The sequence below is a fragment of the Rhodococcus sp. AQ5-07 genome, from assembly GCF_009707305.1.
In the GTDB taxonomy this organism is placed as follows: domain Bacteria; phylum Actinomycetota; class Actinomycetes; order Mycobacteriales; family Mycobacteriaceae; genus Rhodococcus_F; species Rhodococcus_F erythropolis.
Genome location: NZ_CP046099.1, coordinates 5,461,548 through 5,482,560 on the forward strand (window position 1 = coordinate 5,461,548; position 21,013 = coordinate 5,482,560).

Annotated in this window: 22 protein-coding genes; 13 read left to right on the top strand and 9 right to left on the bottom strand. The window is 62.8% G+C overall.

The window, feature by feature from the left end:
* Positions 1 to 49 precede the first annotated feature (49 nt).
* From GJB56_RS25400 to GJB56_RS25435, 8 genes are all read left to right on the top strand, one after another.
* Positions 50 to 1,207, top strand: coding sequence for an HpcH/HpaI aldolase/citrate lyase family protein (locus tag GJB56_RS25400; protein ID WP_021342746.1), 1,158 nt, complete (start codon positions 50 to 52; stop codon positions 1,205 to 1,207).
* The gene (locus GJB56_RS25405; RefSeq protein WP_113682049.1) at positions 1,204 to 2,493 is read left to right on the top strand and encodes a phosphoribosyltransferase family protein; all 1,290 of its coding nucleotides are present in this window, start codon (positions 1,204 to 1,206) and stop codon (positions 2,491 to 2,493) included. Before GJB56_RS25400 ends, GJB56_RS25405 begins: the two co-directional genes overlap by 4 nt.
* Complete coding sequence (locus GJB56_RS25410) at positions 2,490 to 3,599, top strand: cysteine protease StiP family protein (RefSeq protein ID WP_113682050.1); 1,110 nt, start codon at positions 2,490 to 2,492, stop codon at positions 3,597 to 3,599. Before GJB56_RS25405 ends, GJB56_RS25410 begins: the two co-directional genes overlap by 4 nt.
* Complete coding sequence (locus GJB56_RS25415) at positions 3,596 to 4,453, top strand: hypothetical protein (RefSeq protein ID WP_019746738.1); 858 nt, start codon at positions 3,596 to 3,598, stop codon at positions 4,451 to 4,453. The genes GJB56_RS25410 and GJB56_RS25415 overlap by 4 nt, the downstream gene beginning before the upstream one ends.
* Positions 4,454 to 4,480: 27 nt before the next feature.
* On the top strand, positions 4,481 to 5,875 hold the full coding sequence (locus GJB56_RS25420) for a TerD family protein (protein WP_113682051.1): 1,395 nt from the start codon (positions 4,481 to 4,483) through the stop codon (positions 5,873 to 5,875).
* A gap of 158 nt (positions 5,876 to 6,033) precedes the next feature.
* A complete protein-coding gene (locus tag GJB56_RS25425; RefSeq protein ID WP_113682052.1) occupies positions 6,034 to 6,927 on the top strand; it encodes an SGNH/GDSL hydrolase family protein in 894 nt (297 codons plus the stop codon).
* A 40-nt stretch (positions 6,928 to 6,967) separates the two neighbouring features.
* Positions 6,968 to 8,524 (top strand): TerD family protein, encoded by a 1,557-nt coding sequence (locus GJB56_RS25430; RefSeq protein ID WP_113682053.1) that lies wholly within the window; start codon positions 6,968 to 6,970, stop codon positions 8,522 to 8,524.
* Positions 8,525 to 8,608: 84 nt separating this feature from the next.
* Positions 8,609 to 9,064: a tellurite resistance TerB family protein gene (locus tag GJB56_RS25435; RefSeq protein WP_003941110.1), complete on the top strand. Its 456-nt coding sequence runs from the start codon at positions 8,609 to 8,611 to the stop codon at positions 9,062 to 9,064.
* Positions 9,065 to 9,120: 56 nt separating this feature from the next.
* On the opposite strand, the gene GJB56_RS25440 is transcribed toward GJB56_RS25435, so the two are convergent.
* Positions 9,121 to 9,642, bottom strand: coding sequence for a 2-oxo-4-hydroxy-4-carboxy-5-ureidoimidazoline decarboxylase (locus GJB56_RS25440; protein WP_003941084.1), 522 nt, complete (start codon positions 9,640 to 9,642; stop codon positions 9,121 to 9,123).
* A 552-nt stretch (positions 9,643 to 10,194) separates the two neighbouring features.
* On the opposite strand from GJB56_RS25440, the gene GJB56_RS25450 reads away from it, so the two are divergent.
* The gene (locus tag GJB56_RS25450) at positions 10,195 to 10,500 is read left to right on the top strand and encodes a hypothetical protein (RefSeq protein WP_154606703.1); all 306 of its coding nucleotides are present in this window, start codon (positions 10,195 to 10,197) and stop codon (positions 10,498 to 10,500) included.
* Between the two features lie 323 nt (positions 10,501 to 10,823).
* Entirely contained in the window at positions 10,824 to 11,423 is a 600-nt protein-coding gene (locus tag GJB56_RS31725) for a hypothetical protein (RefSeq protein WP_230091236.1), read from the top strand.
* Positions 11,424 to 11,549: 126 nt separating this feature from the next.
* Here GJB56_RS31725 and GJB56_RS32135 read toward each other — a convergent pair whose 3' ends face one another.
* Positions 11,550 to 11,888 (bottom strand): IS3 family transposase, encoded by a 339-nt coding sequence (locus GJB56_RS32135; RefSeq protein ID WP_397510834.1) that lies wholly within the window; start codon positions 11,886 to 11,888, stop codon positions 11,550 to 11,552.
* On the opposite strand from GJB56_RS32135, the gene GJB56_RS25460 reads away from it, so the two are divergent.
* A complete protein-coding gene (locus tag GJB56_RS25460) occupies positions 11,861 to 12,991 on the top strand; it encodes a lipase family protein (RefSeq protein WP_092765451.1) in 1,131 nt (376 codons plus the stop codon). The genes GJB56_RS32135 and GJB56_RS25460 overlap by 28 nt on opposite strands.
* Positions 12,992 to 12,997: 6 nt before the next feature.
* Here the strand turns inward: GJB56_RS25460 and GJB56_RS25465 are convergent, their stop codons facing one another.
* Both GJB56_RS25465 and GJB56_RS25470 read right to left on the bottom strand, forming a co-directional pair.
* Entirely contained in the window at positions 12,998 to 13,480 is a 483-nt protein-coding gene (locus GJB56_RS25465; protein WP_046377878.1) for a hypothetical protein, read from the bottom strand.
* A gap of 518 nt (positions 13,481 to 13,998) precedes the next feature.
* Positions 13,999 to 14,547, bottom strand: coding sequence for an AAA family ATPase (locus GJB56_RS25470; protein WP_113682055.1), 549 nt, complete (start codon positions 14,545 to 14,547; stop codon positions 13,999 to 14,001).
* 342 nt (positions 14,548 to 14,889) lie between these two features.
* Between GJB56_RS25470 and GJB56_RS25475 the strand changes: the two genes are divergently transcribed.
* The gene (locus GJB56_RS25475; protein WP_154606704.1) at positions 14,890 to 15,030 is read left to right on the top strand and encodes a hypothetical protein; all 141 of its coding nucleotides are present in this window, start codon (positions 14,890 to 14,892) and stop codon (positions 15,028 to 15,030) included.
* A gap of 137 nt (positions 15,031 to 15,167) precedes the next feature.
* On the opposite strand, the gene GJB56_RS25480 is transcribed toward GJB56_RS25475, so the two are convergent.
* The 3 genes from GJB56_RS25480 to GJB56_RS25490 form a co-directional block, all read right to left on the bottom strand.
* Complete coding sequence (locus GJB56_RS25480) at positions 15,168 to 15,530, bottom strand: ASCH domain-containing protein (protein WP_113682411.1); 363 nt, start codon at positions 15,528 to 15,530, stop codon at positions 15,168 to 15,170.
* Positions 15,531 to 16,147: 617 nt separating this feature from the next.
* On the bottom strand, positions 16,148 to 17,749 hold the full coding sequence (locus tag GJB56_RS25485) for an ABC transporter substrate-binding protein (RefSeq protein ID WP_113682056.1): 1,602 nt from the start codon (positions 17,747 to 17,749) through the stop codon (positions 16,148 to 16,150).
* 525 nt (positions 17,750 to 18,274) lie between these two features.
* Positions 18,275 to 18,868: a TetR/AcrR family transcriptional regulator gene (locus GJB56_RS25490; protein ID WP_113682057.1), complete on the bottom strand. Its 594-nt coding sequence runs from the start codon at positions 18,866 to 18,868 to the stop codon at positions 18,275 to 18,277.
* 155 nt (positions 18,869 to 19,023) lie between these two features.
* Between GJB56_RS25490 and GJB56_RS25495 the strand changes: the two genes are divergently transcribed.
* Positions 19,024 to 19,905 carry an SDR family oxidoreductase gene (locus GJB56_RS25495; protein ID WP_133727755.1) on the top strand — a complete coding sequence of 294 codons (882 nt, stop codon included), beginning with the start codon at positions 19,024 to 19,026 and terminating at the stop codon, positions 19,903 to 19,905.
* A 613-nt stretch (positions 19,906 to 20,518) separates the two neighbouring features.
* Here GJB56_RS25495 and GJB56_RS25500 read toward each other — a convergent pair.
* Positions 20,519 to 20,764, bottom strand: coding sequence for a hypothetical protein (locus GJB56_RS25500; protein ID WP_162793403.1), 246 nt, complete (start codon positions 20,762 to 20,764; stop codon positions 20,519 to 20,521).
* The gene (locus GJB56_RS25505; RefSeq protein ID WP_113682060.1) at positions 20,725 to 20,952 is read right to left on the bottom strand and encodes a hypothetical protein; all 228 of its coding nucleotides are present in this window, start codon (positions 20,950 to 20,952) and stop codon (positions 20,725 to 20,727) included. The genes GJB56_RS25500 and GJB56_RS25505 overlap by 40 nt, the downstream gene beginning before the upstream one ends.
* Between the last annotated feature and the right edge of the window lie 61 nt (positions 20,953 to 21,013).

The following is a 21,013-nucleotide window of genomic DNA, read 5'->3' on the forward strand; positions in this document are numbered from 1 at the left end:
CACAGGGGGTCGTTTCATGGACTTGATTGCGGTTACAGAGAGAAGAGAAATGCAGCACTTTCAACATCTCGAGGATGACGTGCGGGAGCAACTGTTCCTGCATGCGCCTCGATCGTTCGCGGATTCCGACGAGAGGGATCTGCTCGCGATTGCTCTGGGTGCAACTCTCTACGTTCCTGCCACCCGAGCCGGGTTGGCCGACATCGTGGTCAAGCGTGCGTCCGAGGGCGTCAGCTCGATGGTGCTCGATCTCGAGGACGCCGTCGCTGATCACGAGGTCGAATCGGCGCGGGCAAACGCGGTTGACGCTCTCGACAAGATCGCGTCCACCGACGCCGTCGGCATGCTGCTGTTCGTGCGGGTTCGTGAAGTCGCGGACATCCACAAGGTCGCCGCGTCGTTGACCGAGGGGCGCGCCGCGCTCACCGGGTTCGTCATCCCGAAGTTCGGCAGCGAGTCTGGCCCCGTGTTTCTCGACGCCGTCGCGGACGCATCCGAGCTGCTGGGTAAGCATCTCTACGCGATGCCGGTACTCGAATCACCCGCGCTGGTTCACCGCGATACACGTGATCTCGAATTGCGCACCATCAGTGGGATTCTCGCGCAACACCGCGAGCGCATCCTTGCCGTCCGCATCGGCGCCACCGACATGTGCAGCACCTTCGGTATCCGCCGCGACCGCGATCTGACCATCTACGACGTGCGCGTGGTTGTCGACGTCATCGCCGACATCGTCAACTACCTCGGCCGCGCCGACGGTTCGGGTTTTGTCATCACCGGGCCGGTGTGGGAGTACTTCGCCGATCACGAACGCATGTTCCGGCCGATGCTGCGCGCCACCCCGTTCGAGGAACACGACGCCGTCCGGTTCCGTCAGCATCTCGTCAGCCGCGACCTCGACGGTCTGCTCCGTGAGATCGCGCTGGACCGCGCCAACGGAATCCAGGGCAAGACGGTCATCCACCCGTCGCACGTCGCGGCGGTCAATGCACTGTCCGCGGTCACGCACGAGGAATATCACGATGCCCTCGACATTCTCGGTGCCGATGCCGGGGGAGTGCAGGCCTCCGGCTACCGGAACAAGATGAACGAGATGAAGCCGCATCGCAATTGGGCCCATCAGACTGCGCTCCGCGCTCACGTGTTCGGTGTGACCAACAAGGGGATCACGTTTGTCGAGTTGCTGACGGCGTTGGTCGATCGATGACAGAGGTTGTCCAGTCCCGGGACGTTCCCTGGGCTACAGCAGAATTCGGCTTGGACCTCGTTCACGGCGATTCGTCGCTCGGGCATTCGGTGCCCGATCTGGTGATCCCGGGCCTTCGGCGGAATCCGCGTCGCGCTCACCTGCTGGTGTCCACCGTGCTGGGAAAGCACGTGCCCACCGAGCCGTCCGTGGTCATCGGTGCTGCCGACGACCTCGGCGATCTGGTGCGGACAACCCTCGGTGAGGGTGTCGACGTCGTCGTGCTCGGGTTTGCCGAAACCGCAACAGGTTTGGGTCATTGCGTTGCGGCCCGTCTGCGCGCTCACTGCTACCTGCACTCGACTCGTCGCGACGTACCCGGGGCTACGACGCTCGCCGGGTTCGAGGAGGGACACTCGCACGCCACGAGCCATCTGATGCAGCCGACGTCAGCCGAGCTGTTCGAGAACGACCTGCCACTGGTCCTCGTCGACGACGAGATCTCCACCGGCGCCACCGCGATCGATGCCATCCGGGCACTGCACGGGCAATGCCCGCGCAGCCGCTATGTCGTGGCCTCGCTGGTGGACATGAGAACCGAGGAACACCGAGCCGCCAGCGAAGCCGCGGCCACGGAACTGGGTGTACGAATCGACTACGTCTCTCTCGCTTCGGGTTCGACGGTCCTGCCCGACGGCCTGACCGAGCGCGTCACGGCGCTGGATGCTCCGGATCTCAACCCGATCGGTGATCGCCGCGGCACGCTGTCTCGGATGGATCTGCCGTGGCCCGCGCAAGTCCCCGACGGAGGCCGGCACGGTTTTCTCGATGGCGACATCGCGGCATTCGAGTCCGCTGTCGAGGCAGCGGTGTCCATTCTCGGATCGTCGATCGACGCGTCGCGTGCTGTGATCGTGATCGGTCACGAGGAGTTGATGTACCTGCCACTGCGCATCGCCGCGGGCTTGGAAAGCTCTGGGCGAGCGGTTCGGTACCAGACCACGACGCGTTCACCCGCCTACGTCGTCGACGTGCCGGGATACCCGCTGCGTCGCGGGTTCACCTTTCCGGCACCGGAACTGGGCGAGAACGAACCCCGATACGTCTACAACGCGCAGTGGCCTGACACGGCGGTCGACGCCCTTGCCTTGCTCGTCGTGGACGAGCCCGCCGATACCGATCGGTTGACGGCGATGGACGGGGTGATCGAGGTGTTGCGGAACTCCGGCACCGACGTCCTGGTTGCCACCGTTCGCGGGGCCGATCCGTCGGCGCTGCGAGAATCCAGAGCAGGAGGCTCGTCATGAACGAACCATTGGTCGGGCCCGAATTCGGTTCGTACGCGCCGGGCGAAGTGAAGTGGCTGCTCAAGGATCTCTCGCACGTGGATCTCGAAGCGGATGTATCCGTGCGCGAGAAGCGTATTCAGTCGGGTGAGGCGCACTATGCCGAGTCTCTCCCCATCGAGTACCAACCCGATCAGGCATACCGGGATCTTTTCGAGACGGTGCTCGCCGAGAGCGCTCCACGGTTGGCGCGCGCTGTCGGGACCGTGATGGACCTGGTCTTGGCCGAGCGGGGGAGTGACATCACGCTGGTCTCACTCGCCCGGGCCGGAACACCGATCGGGATTCTGATGCGGCGCTGGGCCCAGCAGACCCGCGGGTTGACGTTGCCGCACTACGCGGTGTCCATCGTCCGTGGCAAAGGAATCGATTCCGTCGCACTCGATTATCTTGCGCACCATCACGACTCGGAGAACGTCGTCTTCGTCGACGGCTGGACGGGCAAGGGCGCCATCGCCCGCGAACTCGACACAGCGTTGACGGAGTACCACGAGGCAGGCGGAGCGAAGTTCGACTCCGATCTGGCTGTTCTCGCCGACCCCGGACACTGCGTGCGAACGTACGGAACCCGCGACGACTTCCTGATCGCGTCGGCGTGCCTCAATTCGACGGTGTCCGGCTTGGTCTCACGAACAGTCCTCAATGACACCCTCATCGGGCCCGGCGATTTCCACGGCGCCAAGTTTTACGCCGACCTCGCCGACGTCGACGTCTCCAATCGGTTGCTCGACGTGGTCTCGGCCGAGTTCGACTCCGTTCGCGGCGGCGCAGCGGATTCTCTTGCCGCAGTGCTCGATTCCGATCGGACGCCAACCTGGGCCGGCTGGGAGTCGGTGGAGAAGGTGCAAGCCGAGTACGGGATCTCGACGGTCAACTTCGTCAAACCCGGTGTCGGAGAAACAACCAGGGTGTTGCTGCGCCGGCTCCCCTGGAAGGTTCTGGTGCGTGAACTCGACGCCCCGGAGCATGCACACATTCGGTTGTTGGCGCAGGCCCGCGGGGTTCCGGTCGAGGTGGTACCCGACCTCGCCTACTCGTGTGTCGGGCTGATCAAGGACATCACGTGAGCCGTGCGGACACCGCTGCGTCCCAGGTCCTGATCGCTACGGATCTGGACCGCACGATGATCTATTCGCAGGCCGCGATCGGCGGCGATCCCAGTGGCTCCGACCTGGATTCGGCGCCGAGCCCGTTGTGCGTCGAGTACTACAACGGCGGTCCGCTCTCACACATGAGCGTCGAATCGATCGAACTGCTGACCGCGCTGAGCTCGCGGGTTCCGGTGATTCCGACAACCACCAGGACCATCGCACAGTTCCAGCGGATCGATCTTCCCGGCGGGCCGTGGAAGTACGCCATTACGAGCAACGGCGGAAACATCCTGGTGGACGGCGAAGCCGATCGCGAGTGGCGAAACGAGATCGACCGTTCGACCAGCAAGTCCGGCGCCGAGTTGCCGCAGGTTCAGGCCGAACTGGAATCGCGGATCGACTCGAGCTGGGTCAGCTCCATTCGTGTTGCCGACGACCTGTTTCCGTACCTGGTCGTCGATCTGGCCGTGATGCCGAGTGAATTCGAAACCGAATGGAATCACTGGTGCGTGACGCGGGGCTGGAACGTTTCGCGTCAAGGCCGGAAGATCTACACGATGCCCGACGCCGTGTCGAAGTCACGCGCACTGGCAGAGGTGCGCCGCAGACTGGTCGAGTCGGGTGATCTGGATCAATCCGCAGTCGTGATCTCGGCAGGTGACGGCGCATTGGATGCGGACATGCTCGAATACTCCGATTTCGCGATCCGGCCGAGGCACGGTGAGCTGGAAGAACTGAATTGGCAACGGCCGACCGTTACTGTGACAGAAAGGTCCGGTATCGCAGCGAGCGCGGAGATATTGCGGTGGTTCTCTTCCGCGCTCGGGTAATACACGCTCTCTATGAAGGGGATTTAGTTGTCTGTATCGCTTGCCAAAGGGCAGAACGGCCCGCTGGACGTCTCGGATGTAGTTGTGTCGGTTCAGCTGGCTGCAGCCGCTGACCTGTCTGCGCTCCTCGTGACGAGCAACGGAAAAGTTCGTTCCGACGCCGACTTCGTCTTCTTCAACCAGCCGACCGGACCCGGCGTGCAATTGGTGCCCAACCCGGGTGGCATTGCCTCACTCCGAGTCTCGCTCGCCGGCGTCCCTGCCGATATCGAGCAGGTTCGCGCCGTGATCACGCTCGACGACGCTTCGTCGAACTTCGGGCGCAGCGCTGCACCCACCGCTCGGGTCTCCGACGCGGCCGGGAACGTGTTGTACGAGTACGTGATCGACGGTCTCACCACCGAGTCCATCGTCATCGCGCTCGAGGTGTACCGACGCCAGGGTGCGTGGAAGGTGCGCGCCGTCGGCCAGGGGTACGCGGGTGGATTTGCCGCGCTGGTCACCGATCACGGTGTGTCCGTCGACGATGCGCCCCCGCCGCCGCCGCCCACTCCGGTCGCGGCTCCGGCTCCGATCACCCCGCCCTCGTCCGTCGCTCCTACTCCGCCGGCGTACAACCAGCCGCCGCAGCAGCAGCCTTCGTACAATGCGCCGCCGGTTCCGCCGGCCCCGCCCGCGTACAACCAGCCGCCTGCCTACAACCAGGGACCGACGCCGCCGGCCTACCCGCCGGCGCAGCAGCCTGCGTATAACCAGCAGCCGACGTACAACCAGGCACCCCCGGCGCCTCCCGTGCAGAACCAGCCGCCGGCGCAGCAGCCCGAGGTGAGCCTGGTCAAGGGACGCCCCGTCAGCCTGACCAAGGGCCAGAAGGTCACGCTCCGCAAGGAGGGCGGCGTCGCGCTCACCATGATCCAGATGGGTCTGGGTTGGGATCCGATCAAGAAGAGCGGTCTGTTCGGAAGCCGTACCGCCGACGTCGACCTAGACGCTTCGGCACTCCTGTACGCCGACGGCAACCTCGTCGACGTCTGTTACTACGGTCAGCTGACGTCCAAGGACGGCTCGGTCCGTCACATGGGTGACAACCTGACGGGCGACGGAGATGGTGACGACGAGGTCATGCTCGTCGATCTGCAGCGGGTCCCGGCTCACGTGACCACCGTGATCTTCACCGTGACCTCGTACCGCGGACACACGTTCGAGCAGGTCTCCAACGCTTTCTGCCGTCTCGTGGACAGCACCACCAACTCTGAGCTCGCTCGATACACGCTCCAGGGCGGCATGGCTTTCACCGGAATGGTGATGGCAAAGGTGTACCGCGCGAACGGCGAATGGAAGCTGCAGGCCATCGGTGAAGGTATCCAGGCCAAGCACGCAGGAGAAGCTGCGCCGCAGCTGGGACGTTTCCTCACTGCTTGAGTCGAGACTGCATAGTCGAGATGAATCCGGTTCGGCGGTAGGTGGTTTCGATCGCCGTCCGCCGAACCGGACATCGTTGTCCCCTCCGTGCGTTAACCTCATGCGGCATGTCGAGCCGTCAGTCGAGCGGCCGTGCGCGAGAGGACTTGGCACAGTAGATGATCACTCGAGGGAAACTTCTCGGTCGGGCGGCGGCCGTCGCAGGCGTTGTGCTGGCGCTCGTGAGCACCGGAATCGCGCAGGCTTCGGTGCCCCAGTCGGCACCGCCGGCAGGTTTTTCCGAGACCGGGATCAAGTACGTCGCCCTCGGTGACTCCCGCGCCTCCGGTCCAAGGCTGGAACCGATGTACCCCGACGCCTGCTCGCGTTCGTACGAGAACTTCGCGGGCAAGATCTCGCGGGTGCTCGACGTGGCCGAGTTCGCCGACGTCTCTTGCAGCGCGGCACGCGCCGAGAACATCATCGACACCCCACAGATGATTCCGAACTACTGGCCCGTCCAGCTCGATGCCGTTCACCCGGACACCGACCTGATCACCATCTCGATCGGCGGCAACGACTCCAACAGCATCTTCCTCGGCCCCCTGTGCGTCGCTCCGGGACCGGGAACTGATCGTGGATGCCGGTACGACCCGCTCGCGAATTCCGTCGCCCAGTCCGGAATCGACCGGGCTGCCGGAGAATTGGATCGCATCCTGACCGCGGTCACGCAGCGCGCGCCTAACGCTCGCATCTACCTGATCGGAGAGGGCGGCATGATCTCCACTCGCGGATGCTGGCCGAACATCCCGTTCTCAGACGCCGACGCATCCTGGTTCATGGACTACTTCGCTCGCTACAACACGAAGTTCGACGAGGTCGCCCACGCCCACGGTGTCCGTACCGTCGACATTGCGGCAGCGAGCATCGCCGGCGGGCACGATGCGTGCGCGAGTGCAGATCAGCGTTGGTTCGAAGGCCTGTTCTCGGAGTCGACGGCGCAGCGCTTGCACTTCACGGACGCCGGGATGACCGCGGTGGCCGATCTAGTGGTGGCGGACCTGCAAGGCTGACCGAGAGAGCCCGGTCATGGCATAGTTCGCTGCTGTGGGTATGACTTTTGTTCCCGGACAGAACGCGCCGCTGCAGGCGCCCGTGGTGACGTTTCGAGCCGAGAGCCAGACGCCGTTCGACGTGTCGGCGCTGGTAGCGGACGCGAACCTGCGGGCATTGACGTCCGAGGACTTCGTGTTCTACAACCAACCATCCACCGCTGGAGTGCAACTCGACCAGAGCGGCATCCGGGTGGAACTCGATCGACTTCACCCCGATGCCGCAGCAGTGTTGTGCATCGTCAGCGTGGATCCGGCAGCGACGGCCGCGGGAGCCTTTCGCACGGCCGGGCTCTCCGCCACCCTGAGCGATCAATCCGGTTCGGTCCTGGCCAAATTCGCGATCCCCACCGCAGGCACCGAGACAGCGGTCATCTGCTGGGAGCTGTACCGAAAGTCCGGTGCCTGGAAGATTCGGGCCGTAGGGCAGGGCTATGCGGGTGGTCTGGCGGAACTGATCTCGGTGCACGGCGTCGAGGTCGACGACGAGCCGGCACAACCAGCCCCGACAGCCGCGCCCGCGTGGGACTCCGCGGTGGAGCCGTTGGAGGTGGGCCGCGGCCTCGAGCGTGCGTGGATGATCTTCGAGGACGCCTCCCGATCTGCCGCTTCCTTCGTCTCCAGCAGTGAGTACGCGCTTGCCCGTTTGGACGAGGATCTGACCGCAGCCGTCGCAGATCCGTCGTTGCGGAACTCGGCAGCGGGAGTGGCGGCGCGCGATGCCGCACAGAAGCGTCACGACGACCTCGTCTCACTCGCGCGGGACAATCACGCCCGCGACAGCGCTCAGCTTGCGCACGAACTCGGTGTGATCGACGGCGTGCTCCCACGGTCGATGGCGTCGTGGAAGTCGGTGTCGTGGGCGGGAACAACTGATCCGGCCCAGATCACGGCCGTCAGCGACGGTATGCGTCTTGGCGAGCTGTCGGCTCCGGACCGCGGCACGCTCACCGTTCCCTACTGCGTCCCGTTGCCATTGCGCCGGCCGATCTGGGTGGACAGCACGTCGAGCAAAGCAGCGCTCGGACTGATCAGCGCCGTCACCGTGCGCGTCATGGCCGCCGGCCCGATGCCGCTACTCGACGTCGTCGACCTGACCGGCTCGCTGACGCCACTGACCGACAGACTGGCACCGATGCTCGCGGGCCCGGTCATCACCGCTCACACCGAGATCTCGGCGCGCTTGCGGGCACTGGCCGAGGCCGTCGACATGGGCGAACTCGCGCGAATGAGCGGTGTCGCAGATGGCCCGAGTTCCCTGCGCCTGTTGATCCTCAGCGATTTCCCGCACGGATACTCCGCCGAAGACGCACAGACCATCATGTTCCTCGCCGAACGCGGGCCGGCAATCGGTTTGTCCATACTGATTGTCGGAGAGGACGAGTCGAACTTCGCGGAAGAATCCGTCGCCGCACTGTCCGAGGGGTGCCAACATCTTTCGGCAGCAGGGCAGACGGAGGTTCACGATCCGTGGACCCGCACGCAATGGCACTTCACCCCGGACGTGCTCGACCCGATCTCCGAGTCGCGAATTCTGGCAGTGTTCGACCGCACCTAGTGGCCGATGGCGGATTGCCGAGCGCACAGGCAGAGTGGTGGTACGACCACGCGCGGTGTGTGGCGGCAATACTCGAGGAGACTCATGGCATTCTGGGATCAGTTGAAGGCTAAGGCTCAGGAGATGAACGGCCAGCTCAAGACAAAGACCAGCCAGTTCCAGAACAAGGAATTCAAGAACGCGAGCATGGCAATGTGCGCGTTGATCGCCGCCGCAGACGGTTCGATCGATCCGTCGGAGCGTCAGAAGACCGCCGCGCTGATCATGAGCAACGAGTCGCTCGCGGTCTTCCCGCCGGACGAGCTTCGTGAGCAGTTCGACTGGTACTGCAGCAAGCTGTCCTCGGACTACGAGTTCGGCAAGGTCGAGGCAACCGCGACCATCGCCAAGCTCAAGTCGAAGCAGGATCAGGCCCGCGCGGTCATCCAGATCGGCATCATCATCGGCGGCGCGGACGGCAACTTCGACGAGCACGAGCGCGGCGTCGTACGCGACATGTGTTTTGCAGTCGGAATCTCTCCGGCCGAGTTCGATCTCTGATCGATTCAGAGCATGAAAGCGGGTGCGGCGCGAAAGCGCTGCACCCGCTTTTCTTTTCAGTACTCGGGATAACCGTCCTCGGGTCCCAGCATGCGCTCGATCCTCGTCCGCGTGATCTTGGCGAGCTCGTCGACGCAGACCTTGCGCTCGACGGACCTCTCGTTGGACATGCGCTGGCCGATGTTCTCGAGCAGGTCGTCGGCGTCGTGGCCGTGCGAACACCACAGATACCGGAAGCCGAAGTTCCGCTCGTACTCCTCGCCGGCGCGATAGATGGTTGCCATGACGGCGTCGTCCGGAACCCAGATCGAGCATTGCTCGAGGTGGGACGGCACGCTGTTCCTACGGACGCCGACCGGTGGATGGCATTGCAATGCTCGCTCGACGTCGACGTCCGAGAGGTTGAGAATCGCGTCCTCGGCGCGCGAGAGGATCTCCGCGTGATCGGCGAACGGACGTCCGTCGCTGACCCACCCGGCCCACGTCAGAGAGCAGCAGCACTCGAACAATGCGTGAACCGCCTTCTGTCGCGGTAGTTCGTTGAAGCGCTCCAACCCGATCGATTGATGTAGCAGCATGTAACCTCCCGGCCCGTTGTGCCTTCAGGCGCGCTCGACATGCCGCGCGGTAACCAGATGCGCGACCATTTCGATAATCCGCCGCTTCACCTGGGAAAGGAAGGTTTGCTCACCGAGTTTTCAGGTTCTTAACGCGGCGTAACGAGCTGACCCACACAACGCAGGAGCCCCACCGGCGACAACCGGCGAGGCTCCAGACCGGGACCCCTTGGAAGGAAAAGACCCGATCGTGACTGACCTTCTTCTCTGGTCGGCCCGTATCCAGCTAGGCGCTTTGCTCGCTCGGGCTCGCGATCGCCACCGGCGCCTTCGGACCTTCTTTCGCCGTGCAACGAGACCTCACACTGCAAGCACGGATCATCGAAAACCTCGTCGGGATCTTCCCTGCGAACGTCGACAGCGCAACCATCGCCATCACCAGCAAGCTCAAAACGAACACCAAGGTCGTTAATAGGGCGCTCGCTGCGAAAAAGTGCGCAGAGACCAGTTCCGCGGTCGACGTTGAGTAGTTGTACGGATTCGCGGGTGTCGCTGCGCGTGCAGGCTCAGGATGTGACCATCTGGCGGAAGATCGGCGTGTTGTTCCTTGCATTGGTCTGGACGCTCGTGGCGGCGGCCTTGGTGTTGTTCGGTCTGTGGGATTCAATCGACACGAGCTGTGACGGACCTGCGGAACGCGACATGGCCGGTGGCGGATGGCTGGTGATCGCGACGTTGTCCGTATGGTCTGGGGCATTCGTCGTCTGCGCGCTTCGTCTCCACACCGTGACTGCGGCCGTGCTCGCGACACTGTCGGTCGTATCGTCGACACTGGTCGTGGTCAACATGCTCGCCACGGCCTCGGGCCTTTGTTGGTGAATGTCTATTCGCCTTTCTGGTCGTTCACGCGTTCGGATTTTTCGATGATCGCGTGCATCGAAAAAATGCTTATACCCAACGTGATCACCCTCTCGAACTTCCCGAAAAGAACCGCGTTAAGAAATTCAGAAGTGTCGCAGGAAAACAATTTTGGTCCCGGGTTGCATAGGTGATCAAGTGCCCCACAGATTCGTTACCCCAGTTCCGCCCGTTCTGGACAGGCTTTCGGGTTCCGCTCATTAGCCACCGTGGTCTTGGACATACTGAGGTCATGACGAGCCGAGGAGTGGTACGTAGTTGGGACGTGGGGGGGTATGCAGGGCGTGATCGACTCCGCAGACACTCCGGGCGGTAGCTGGACCTCATGGACATCTGTAGTGGTCCACGGGTTCCCGGGTTTGGTCGAAGGTCAGGAAGTCGAGTTCGAGTGGAATCAACTCGACGAGGCGGCAGACGGTTACGACTTTCACACCGTGCAGGCGTGGCCAGTCGGCGAGGACCACACGCCGCCGGGACCGCCCGGTTTCAGGGCTTGGGATATCGATCCCGACGGCACCGTTCACGAGGTCACCGATCTAGACATCACCGACCTCGACGATACGATCGCGCCCCCGATCGGCACCCCAGCGATCGGTGTCGTCACCACGTGGAATGGTGAGGAAGGCTGGGGAGTCATCGACTCCGCGGACACTCCGGGCGGTTGTTGGACCTTCTACAGCGCCCTACACCCCGACGAAGTCATCAACGCTCGGCCGGGCGACAGTTTCAGCATCGGCGGAGGGATCAGCGCTCTCGTCGTCGGAGAGCAGGTCGACTTCGAATGGGAGCCGGTCATCGACCAGGACGGATACAAATTTCGTGCGATCAAGGTCAGGCCGCGGCGGGATATCCCCCCGTGGCGCGTCGAACGAATCGGTAGGTAGCTCGACATCGACGGCACGTCGACGACCACCTGCCCTGCCTCGAACGCCGCGAAGCGCTCGCCAACCGCAGCCTCGAGCACCCTCGCATCAAAGTCCCACCTCACTGGCTCAACGTCGACGGACCGATCATGCTCGAGGTAGCCCTTGGGCATGCCTCTTCGTGCGCATTCGAGCCCGAAGGCAACCATCAATCGTGCACCGTGCCACATCAATGCCCTCACTACGCATTTCCAGCCACACCTTGTGTGCGCCGTAGACCGAATAATTCTCGGTACGCACACGGCTGACCTCGGCTCTAAGTTCTTCGTCGTGCACGGTCCGCTGGCCCCTCGACTGCAGGAGCGGCACCCGAAGATGGTCGAACCGGTATACCGGCACCTCCGGTTCGCGCAGAATGGAAGTCGGCGCAGACACCGACGAACCACGGGAGCGATGCGATGATCCGACGACGGCTCGGCCAAGCATTGATGGTGATCGCACTCGCCTCCGCGGCCGTCTCGACCGCGCCCGTCCACGCGCAGGAACCGGCGCCAATCACGGCGCCGGGCACAGTGACCGCGGCAACTTCCCTGCCGCACTCCTTCTGGATTCCCGGCGCCGCCAACGCATCAAAGCTCACGTACTGGTCCACAGGACCGCTGAACCAGCCCGCGTTGAGTACGGGCGCGCTCTTCCTGCCCCCCGGCGATCCACCCGAAGGTGGCTGGCCGGTCATCTCGTGGGCTCACGGCACTGTAGGTATTTCCGACCAGTGCGCTCCCACCGTGACCGGGACCGTCGGCAGTCCGTACCTCACGAACTGGCTCTCGCAGGGCTACGCGATCGTCGCGACCGACTACGTGGGGCTCGGCACGCCGGGAATCCACGCGTACCTGGACGGACCGTCGGCGGCGCACAGCGTGATCGACATGGTGCGTGCCGCGCGTGCGGTCGAACCGTCGCTCTCACCGCGGTGGTTGGCACTCGGACAGTCTCAGGGCGGGCAGGCCGCTATGGTCACGGCAGCGATCGCCACACGGTACGCACCCGAATTGGACTACCGGGGCGCGGTCGCGACCGGGGCGCCGTCCAATCTGGAGAACCTTGCACCACTCGTGGGGCCGGACTTTCCCCGCTTGCCACTGACCGGCAGCACCGTGTTCGTCTCGTACCTCTTGGCCGGACTCCGGGCGGCGCGACCCGATCTCGACATCGATCGCTACCTGACACCACGCGGCACGGATGCCCTGGCCCGAGCCGAATCCGACTGCTACCAGGACATGGCATCGGGCCTCGGCGACGTCACGATCGGCGATCTGGTGAACCGGCCCCTCGACGATCCCGCGGTGCTGGCTGCTGCTCGCGGCATGCTGGAGATCCCGACGACCGGGTACGACCAGCCAGTGTTCCTCGGGCAGGGGCTGACGGACGAGATGGTGCCGGCACCGCTGGCTTTGAAACTCGCGGCCGAACTCGCCGCCAACCGCCAGCCAGTTACATTCCGAACATATCCGACCGGTCATATCGAGACGATGCGGGCAGCGCTCCCCGAAAGCCTCTCGTTCGTCCGGAATCTCTTCCAGCCGTAGGTGAATTCACGCGTTTGTCGCATGGCTGGCAGGGGTCCGCTTGCGGCTCGCGATCTCGTCGGAGAGCTGCTGCACGTGGGCGGGGTCCGCGTCCCTGGCAAGGGCGACGTAGTGGTCCATGACGGCCGGCCGGTAGCGCACGGGCAACGTCTGTCCCGGGGCGAGTCGTGTCAGTTCGGTGATCGTGAGGTCTTCGTCTGCGATACCGCGGAACGAGATGCCGTCGGAGGTTTCCACGTCGAACATCAGGACCGCGCGTGGATTGCTGTTGACCTCCCGCCAGTCGACGAGAACGCCGAGCGCAAGCGCCCCCGTACGTAGTTCCGCACTGCGCTTGCGTGCATCACTGCTCATGAGCGGGTTCGGGGCGACGCCAGGAAAGTCGGGCCCGACGCCGAGCGATTCCCGACTCAGGTCAGGCCGGAGCTTTGACATCACATCGTCGAGCGTCATCTTCGAATCGTGGCGCTTCTTCTTCCAACCGAACATCCTGCCCCTCCCTCACCTCGGTGCCGGAATCTCGGCCTGGCGCTTCGCTCTGACCGCGATTGTATGTCGCGGTCATTCCCGATCTCCGTCACATCGTCCCGTCGCGATGGGGTCGCCGTCTGCGGTCGTGGACGGGCTCGGTCAGGGCACCTGTCTGTCGGACGAGTCATAGACCAGGAACCGTTGTCAGTTGGATCATCTACTGCATTCGCCTGCTCGGCGGTCCGGCCACCTGCGGTGTCCACGCGAAGAGAAATTCGCTGCGCTCCGCGATGACCTTTCCGCAGCACTGGCATGCCATGATCGAGCACCACGAGACCACGCCCGAACAGACCTACACGTGGGCAAATTGGATAAAAACTAAGGCGCCACAACAAAACCCGACGCCAGTCGAGATTCGGCCGACTCCCAAGCTGGGCGCTCCGGAGCGAAAACTAGCCGACCTCGACACCACCAAGTTTCATATCCACTGGCGCCCCGATGCCGATCACCAAGACGGTTTCCGGTGGATTGAGCCGCTACTGTGCAAAGAGTCGGAAACGGTCGTCGCGAATGGCCGCTGCCACTTGTTGGGCACTCTGTTCTTCCGCGTCGCCCGACGTGTCCAGTACATGATCGTCGAGCTCGCCGAGGTCGGAGAACTGATCCCACATCGAGAGGATTGGCCCCTCATCGATCAAGGCGCTTGGCGCGGTTCGGGCTTGGGCTCGCTTCAGCGTGATGTCGCGCTGCGGCCGGAGCACGATGTAGTGGACCGCCAAGTTCGGGTGCTGTGTCGCGTGTGTGCGGAAGTGGGGGAGCATCCACGGCCCGATGATTCCGTCGATCACCGTGGTGAAGTCGCCGCGAGCATAGGTATAGGCGGCGCCGGCGATCACATCCATGACAGTCTGGTTCTGCGCATCGGACGTGGGCTCGTACGGAGGTATCGCGCCCGAAACGATGCAGTGCCAGAAGTCGTCTGTGTGCAGATGAACGCCTTTGCTGTAACCGCGGGCAAGTTTCGCGGCGAGGGTCGACTTCCCTGCCCCTGGTGGGCCGGTCAGAATGATCACTTGTGCGCTCACGCACGACAACCTATCCCTATCTCGACGGCTGAAGCACCCGATTTTCCCGGCCTAGGTCCAGTATTCTCGCCGAACGACGCGGCGATGTCGTGCGAAGCGTCGCCGCCGTCGTGCTCGCGGTTTGGCCGCGAACATTTCGGTCCCGAAATCGCACTCCGAGTTGGCCCGCGCTGGCAATTCGCCGCCATGCACCCGGATCGTGCGTTCTCGTGCGGGTAGTGCAAGCAGGGCGGGGCGGAGGTTTCGTGGTTGTCGACGCCGTCGAAGTCTCCTATGGCATCTCAGATGGAGATACGTCCAACCCTGGGTCAGCTTCGCCGGAAAGTCGAGTATGGTCCGGTCATGGGCCGACTCACAGAACTACTCAAGTCCGTAAAATCACTCGGATCACGCAAAGACACCGCCGCCAAGCAGGAAAAACGCGCACTGGATCGGTGGGAAAACGAAGGCGGCCCTGTCGCAGAGGATCCACGACAACGCTGACCCCGGACGAGTGCCAGCGCGCCTGGACCGATCAACCCAGCCAGAATTGGCCGCAACTACCTGATCGGCGCCGGCAGTGCAGACCTCGACGCACACGGAAGTACAACAGACGTTTTCGATGGCTGAGGTCGGTCGCACTACGTCGTGGGCAGTGATGAATCCCCGTGGTGACCGGTGGCTATGACGACCACCTGAACAACAGCGTCTTCAGGCATCTCGGGGTAGTAGTTGACCCGGAGTTGTCTTGCGAAATTCGTCATGTCGGTGCCGGGTGGCTGGTGAGCTGCTAGCGGCGACAGATGAGCGAGATCGTACGTTTCTACAGCGGTGACCTGTCCTGCAAGGGGGCGGGCGGTCGGGTGATTGTCGAAGATGAAAATTGCCGGCCCTTCGTGAATGTCTTCGCGCCAGCGGACGGTGGAAACTTTCGCGCCAGAAACCACTGCCGTGTAATGCTTCTGATGAAAGTGCACGGTTTGAGCAGGAGCGCAGGTCGTCATGTTCGCATTGTCCACTAAGCACGGCCAGCACCAAGGCGGTCCTACCCTCGATGGCGGCGGCCGAAAGCGTGGCCTTCGCGCCCCCGCAGGGTCGGCCGGCTTTCCCGGCAGGCATCGCCGCGCAGGGACTGGTCGGTAGAGCGCAGGGAATCCTCCTCCGTCTCCAAAGTCACGTCATAGGAGGCCTTCTGAACCTCGGAGTACTTCTGGTGCGAGGGCTCGAGCGTCGAGCACGAGAGCGGAAGCCGCACGACAGCGTGTGGATTTGGTTGTCATCTGGCTCCACCCGCATCTAACCCTTGGGTTCTAGTGCTACGACTCCTGTCATCCGCGGTGCCACGTTCTCACCGGAAACTGCGCGGTTAGAGATCGGCAGCCGCTGCTGAAGTGACGAAGAGGTGGTCGAGTGCCCAGACTTCGATGCCCCCTCCAGTGTGGGCGGAGGGGGCATCGAAGTGACGAAGGTGCGGAGAGTAGCTAGATCAGTTCCCGATCCTGAAGAATGAGCTGGACGACAGAGGTCCGGAGCTCGCGCTGGACGTTCAGGGGAGTCGCACCGCTTCCGGTCGTTGGAGTGGAAGTAGTTCTACCGCAAGGAAATTGAGTGAGTAACTCGTTTACTGGTAGAGGCGGAGAGCAGAACCGTTGAGCGTTTTACCGAATGAGAGCCCGGCCTTGTTGAAGTACAGGTTCGTGATCGCGTCGGCAAAGGTTACAGCAGAAGCCGATTTCACGATCTCCGACTCTGCGTCGGCCCAGGCATCACAGGCTGCTTCGCCAGTCAATCCGGAGGCCTTTGTTACTGCTGCGTCGTATGCGGGGTTGCTGATAGACGAGAAGTTCTTACCGGCTGCGGGAACGGGTCCGCTGAAGTATCCGGTGAACGTGCTCGGGAGCGAAGAATTGATCTGGATCCACGCGATGTCCCACGCGGTGTTGTCCTTACCGCTGAGAATGATGTCGATGATCCGGTTTTCGTCGCCACCTGTCACCTCGACGTTTGCACCGAGTTGGGTCCACGCCGACTGCGCGAGTTCGGCTGCTGCATTTCGCGGATCGTCGACACCGTCGTAGACGAGGCGCAGGTTCAGCGGCTTTCCGTCCTTGCTTCGCTTGCCGTCTACGTTGGCGGTCCAACCAGCGGCGTCCAGGGTTGCTTGTGCCGCACTGAGATCGAACTCGGGAAGATTGGCGGTCACAGAGTCGTATACGCAGGCGCGCGGTTCGACGGCGACGAGACTGGTTGCCCGAATCCCGTTTCCTGCGGTGACGACCTGAGCGAGGTCATCGAGATTGACCGCTTGGATCAGTGCCGTGCGGACGGCGGGATCGCTGGTCGGGTTGGTTGCTGTCTGATTGAAGTACATCTGACCGGCTGACATCGGTCGTTTGATCGAGGTAAAATTGGCGGCCTCGATTCGGCTCTTGTCCGGCCCGTCGATCGGTGCTGCGTGGAGTTCGCCCGACAGAAGCTGGTTCGCGGAAGTGCTGACATTCGGTGCTACTGAGGCGATTACGGTCTTGGGGACACCTGGTGTGTCGGAGGTGGTGCCGTCGGGCCCCCAGTTGTAGCCCTCGCGGCGCTCGAATGTGTAGTGACTGCCGGCGGCGATTTCGGTGACTTGGAACATGCCGGTGCCGAGCGAGGCTTTGTTCGATGCCGTCGGGTCCTTCACTCCGGCCTCGCACAGGATCGGGAGGCGCCCGACATTAAGGAGCAGGAACGGGCTGGGAGTCGCAGTGTTCACCGTGACGGTACGCGTAGCGGGGTCAGCGGTCGCCGATGCACCAGTAGGGACAACCGAGCCACGCAACCGTGAACCGTTGTCCGGATTGGCGACGAAGTTGATGTTGTCCGCGACGGTCTGGGGGGTCAACGTGGACCCGTCGGTACAGGTCACGCCTTCACGGATGGTGAAGGATGCAGACGTCGGGGTTTCATCCCACTTTTCTGCCAACCACGGTCCGACTTTGCTGGTATCGGGATCCTGGTAAACCAGGGAGTCGTAAGCCAACCGCGAAATCTCGCCGGTAGCAGAGGATGCCGTCATGACCGGGTTGAGTGCGCCTGGATCGGCCTCCAGTGCAAATCGGAAGGTTCCGTCAATGAGGGGGTCACCGCCGCCGGGGCCCGAGGAAGTGCCTCCCGAGCCGCAGGCGGACAACACGAGAGCGAGCCCTGCGGCCGCTGCAAGTGTTGGATAGGAGCGGTGTTTCATGGTGCCTCCGTGATGGAGCCGGGGCCCGAGCAAAAAGATGAGGGCGCGGTTAAGTGTTGACCGCTAAATCTTGACGCATGACGTGACGCCCATCTCAGTCGATTCTCACAAGAATCCGGTCGGTTTTTGTCCGTTCCCACGAGAATTGAATTGACAAGTAATTACCTGTCGACAATCGGGCAGCGACCGGTGAAACAGGCGGGTTAAGTCGGTTGCCGCCGCCCGCTGGTAGAGGTGCGAGACAGAAGCGACCTATATGGAAATGAAGATTTCTGCATGGGCGTGGACCTGAAACAGAGTCGCATCGAGCCAGCGGTCGCGAATTCAGGGCGGCGGCGTTACACGAGCGCGGAATACGAGCCACCGTCACCGAGAACAAGGCAGTTCGAGTGGGATTTCATTTCGGTGTTCGACCTCAAATATGTCGGATAAGCCCTAGTCCGTAGGTAAAAGGTTTGGCCCCCAAGTCTGTTGGTAGATTCCATTGGTCGTTGCAACATATCGGCGGCGGTGCGGGAGTCATGATCACGCGACGAGCAAGCGTTCGAGTACGCGCAGTGCCGCGGACGTGGAGTCGGTGTGCGCGTTGTGGGCGAGCACCCATCGGTCGACTTCCGTGAGGACGGCGATCAGTAGGTGTAGTTGAAGCTCCAGGGGGGTGTCGAGGTCAATCTGGCCGAGGTCGCGGCCTCTTTCGAGTGCGTGTGTGAGCCAGTTCGTTATCGAGTGGCGAAGAGCGTCGAGCGTGGGTGAGGGCGGGACGTCGGCGGCGTGAAGCAGGCGTCCGGCAATCTGGGTGCGTGGGTCCGAGGTGGCGGCGATCTGGAGTTGATCACCGAGTTGACGTATCTGCGGCCAGAAGCTGTGCTGATCGAGTGAGTCGATGTTCGGTGGTGTCACCGCTGCGCGCAGCGCGTCCATTCCGGCTTCCACGGCGCGCTCGAACAGTGTCGTCTTGTCCCCGAAGTAGTGGTAGAAGGAGCTCTTCGGGAATCGCGCCTCGGCCAGGATCGAGTTGAGCGAGGCCCGCTCGAAACCGTGTGTTGCGAATGCGACGCCGGCGGCATCGAGTAGCGCGCGAGAGCGCGCCGGGTCCAACGGTCGTGCGGGACGCGCCATCACGTTTCCTCCATCTCATTGTTGCCGGCTATCCGAGGTGGCCCGACGTTCCCATTGTCCAGGTGGGCCGACAGGACCTCCTTTGGCGTGTCGAAGTCATCGCATGGCAGTACTGTATTCTTGGACTAGGCAGTACATGAATGGAAGGGGTGCACGTGGAAGCGCAGACCGTACTAGTTGCCGGGGCGACGGGGTATATGGGTAGGTACCTGGTGCGTGAGCTCCATCAACGCGGCTATCGGGTGAGAGCGCTGGTGCGTTCACGCGATCGGGCGGAGGGCTCGGGGGCGTTCGGAGCTCCATCTCTAAGCGGCCTGGTAGACGAGTGGGTGATCGGAGACATCGGCGATCGCAGTACGATTCCAGATTTGTGTCACGGTGTGCACCGGGTGGTTTCAGCGTTGGGTGTGACGAGGCAACACGCTGACCCCTGGGACATCGATTTTCAAGCAAACTTGCGTCTGCTGCAGTTGGCGGAGCTGGACTCGGTGTCGTCGTTTCTGTTTGTCAACGTCATGCATGTCCACGAGGGCACCTCGATGGTGATGCGGTCGAAGGCGGCGTTCGTGGAGGCGCTGCGGCGGAGCGAGGCGGCTTCGCAGATCGTCAATCCCTCGGGGTACTTCTCGGACGCTTCCGAGTTCCTCGACATGGCCCGTCGCGGCCTTGCGTTCGGCCTCGGTGCCGGAACTGCGCGACTGAACCCGATCCACGGCGCCGACCTCGCAGCCTTCTGTGTCGACCGACTCGGGGACGAGTCCGGTGAGTGGAATGTCGGTGGCCCGGACATCTACAGGTATCGCGACATCGTGGACTTGGCGTTCGCCGCGGTGGACAAGCGGCCCCGAATGGTCTCGGTCCCTGCCGGATTCGTCCGGCCTGTCATCTGGACCGCGGATCGCCTGGGGCCGCGCCCGTCGTCGCTGGCTCGATTCTTCATCGAAGGGCTCCAACGTGAGTCGGTGGGCGAGCGGACTGGCACTCACCGTCTCTCCGACTACTTCCGCGACCTCGTGTCAGCGGATCAGGAATCGTAAGTGACCCTTCGCGCAGCGCATGACACTGCCAAGCCCTCACTCTGAGTAGTGCTGAGCCGTGCCTCGGGTGGTGAGGCACTATCGCCTTCACACGATTGGAGCTGCGGAACAGGACATTTTCGCGGAGAAACTTTCGCGGGGATAAACGAATCGATCCTGGTCGAACCCATGAGGGGAAACATGACTATCTTCTTCGACATCATGCTCGTACTCTGCGTCGTCTCCATAATAGTGTTTTCTGGATACGTCCTTTATCGCTTGGTGACAGACGAATCGAACCTGCGATAGCCAGTCGCTTCGACGTGTGGGTGCAGCGGGGGCCGATCGTCCTATAGATCCGCACCATCGCAATGGATTTCAGGGCGAGCCTCGCACGCAAGATGTGATATTCGCGAGTTTCGCCTGAATATAGGCACGCAGCACTTCTTTCTGTGCGATCTTCCCTGTCTTTGGTCGAATTCTATGAAGCGGCTCGGTTGTTGGCATCGTGCGGGCGGCACGCGGCCGGTCTCCGGATGCGCGTTCCTGCGCAATTCACGGTCGATCGGCGATGATCATACGATCACTCTCGTTCAAGTAGGGTCGTGACTTTCAGGACCGAGCGAACATCAGTTCATCCGTAGCGGAGGATCGATTTTTCGTCCGGCCTGGTCAGGCAGTGCGTTTTCGCCACGGGATAGAGCTCGGCGGACAGGACGGTGGTGAACGCGGCCGCCGATGCGCTGTGCCCTTCGAGACGCGATTTGACGGTGTTCTTGCCTTCGGTCATCAGCGCATGAAGATCAGCGGACTCGCTACGAGGGACGTTGATTGCGCCCATCAACTTCGGGGACGCCAACGGCTCGAGCAACCGGCACATGCGATGACCAGTCGTCGGAGGAGTCGGACTTCGAGTCCGACGCCTGGCCGTTCGGCGTGCCAGTCCGGCAGATCCCATTGCAAGACGGTGCGCACCAGTTTGACGTTGCCGGAGGACGCCCAGATCCGCAGGTCCATCAAGTCCTTGTCCTTGACGGCCGCGGAGTAGGGGTAACCGCGCATGAGCATTGCGGTTTTCCGTTCCAGTAGCCGGCGCTGCTGGTGTCGTCCATCGGCATGGCCCGGACCA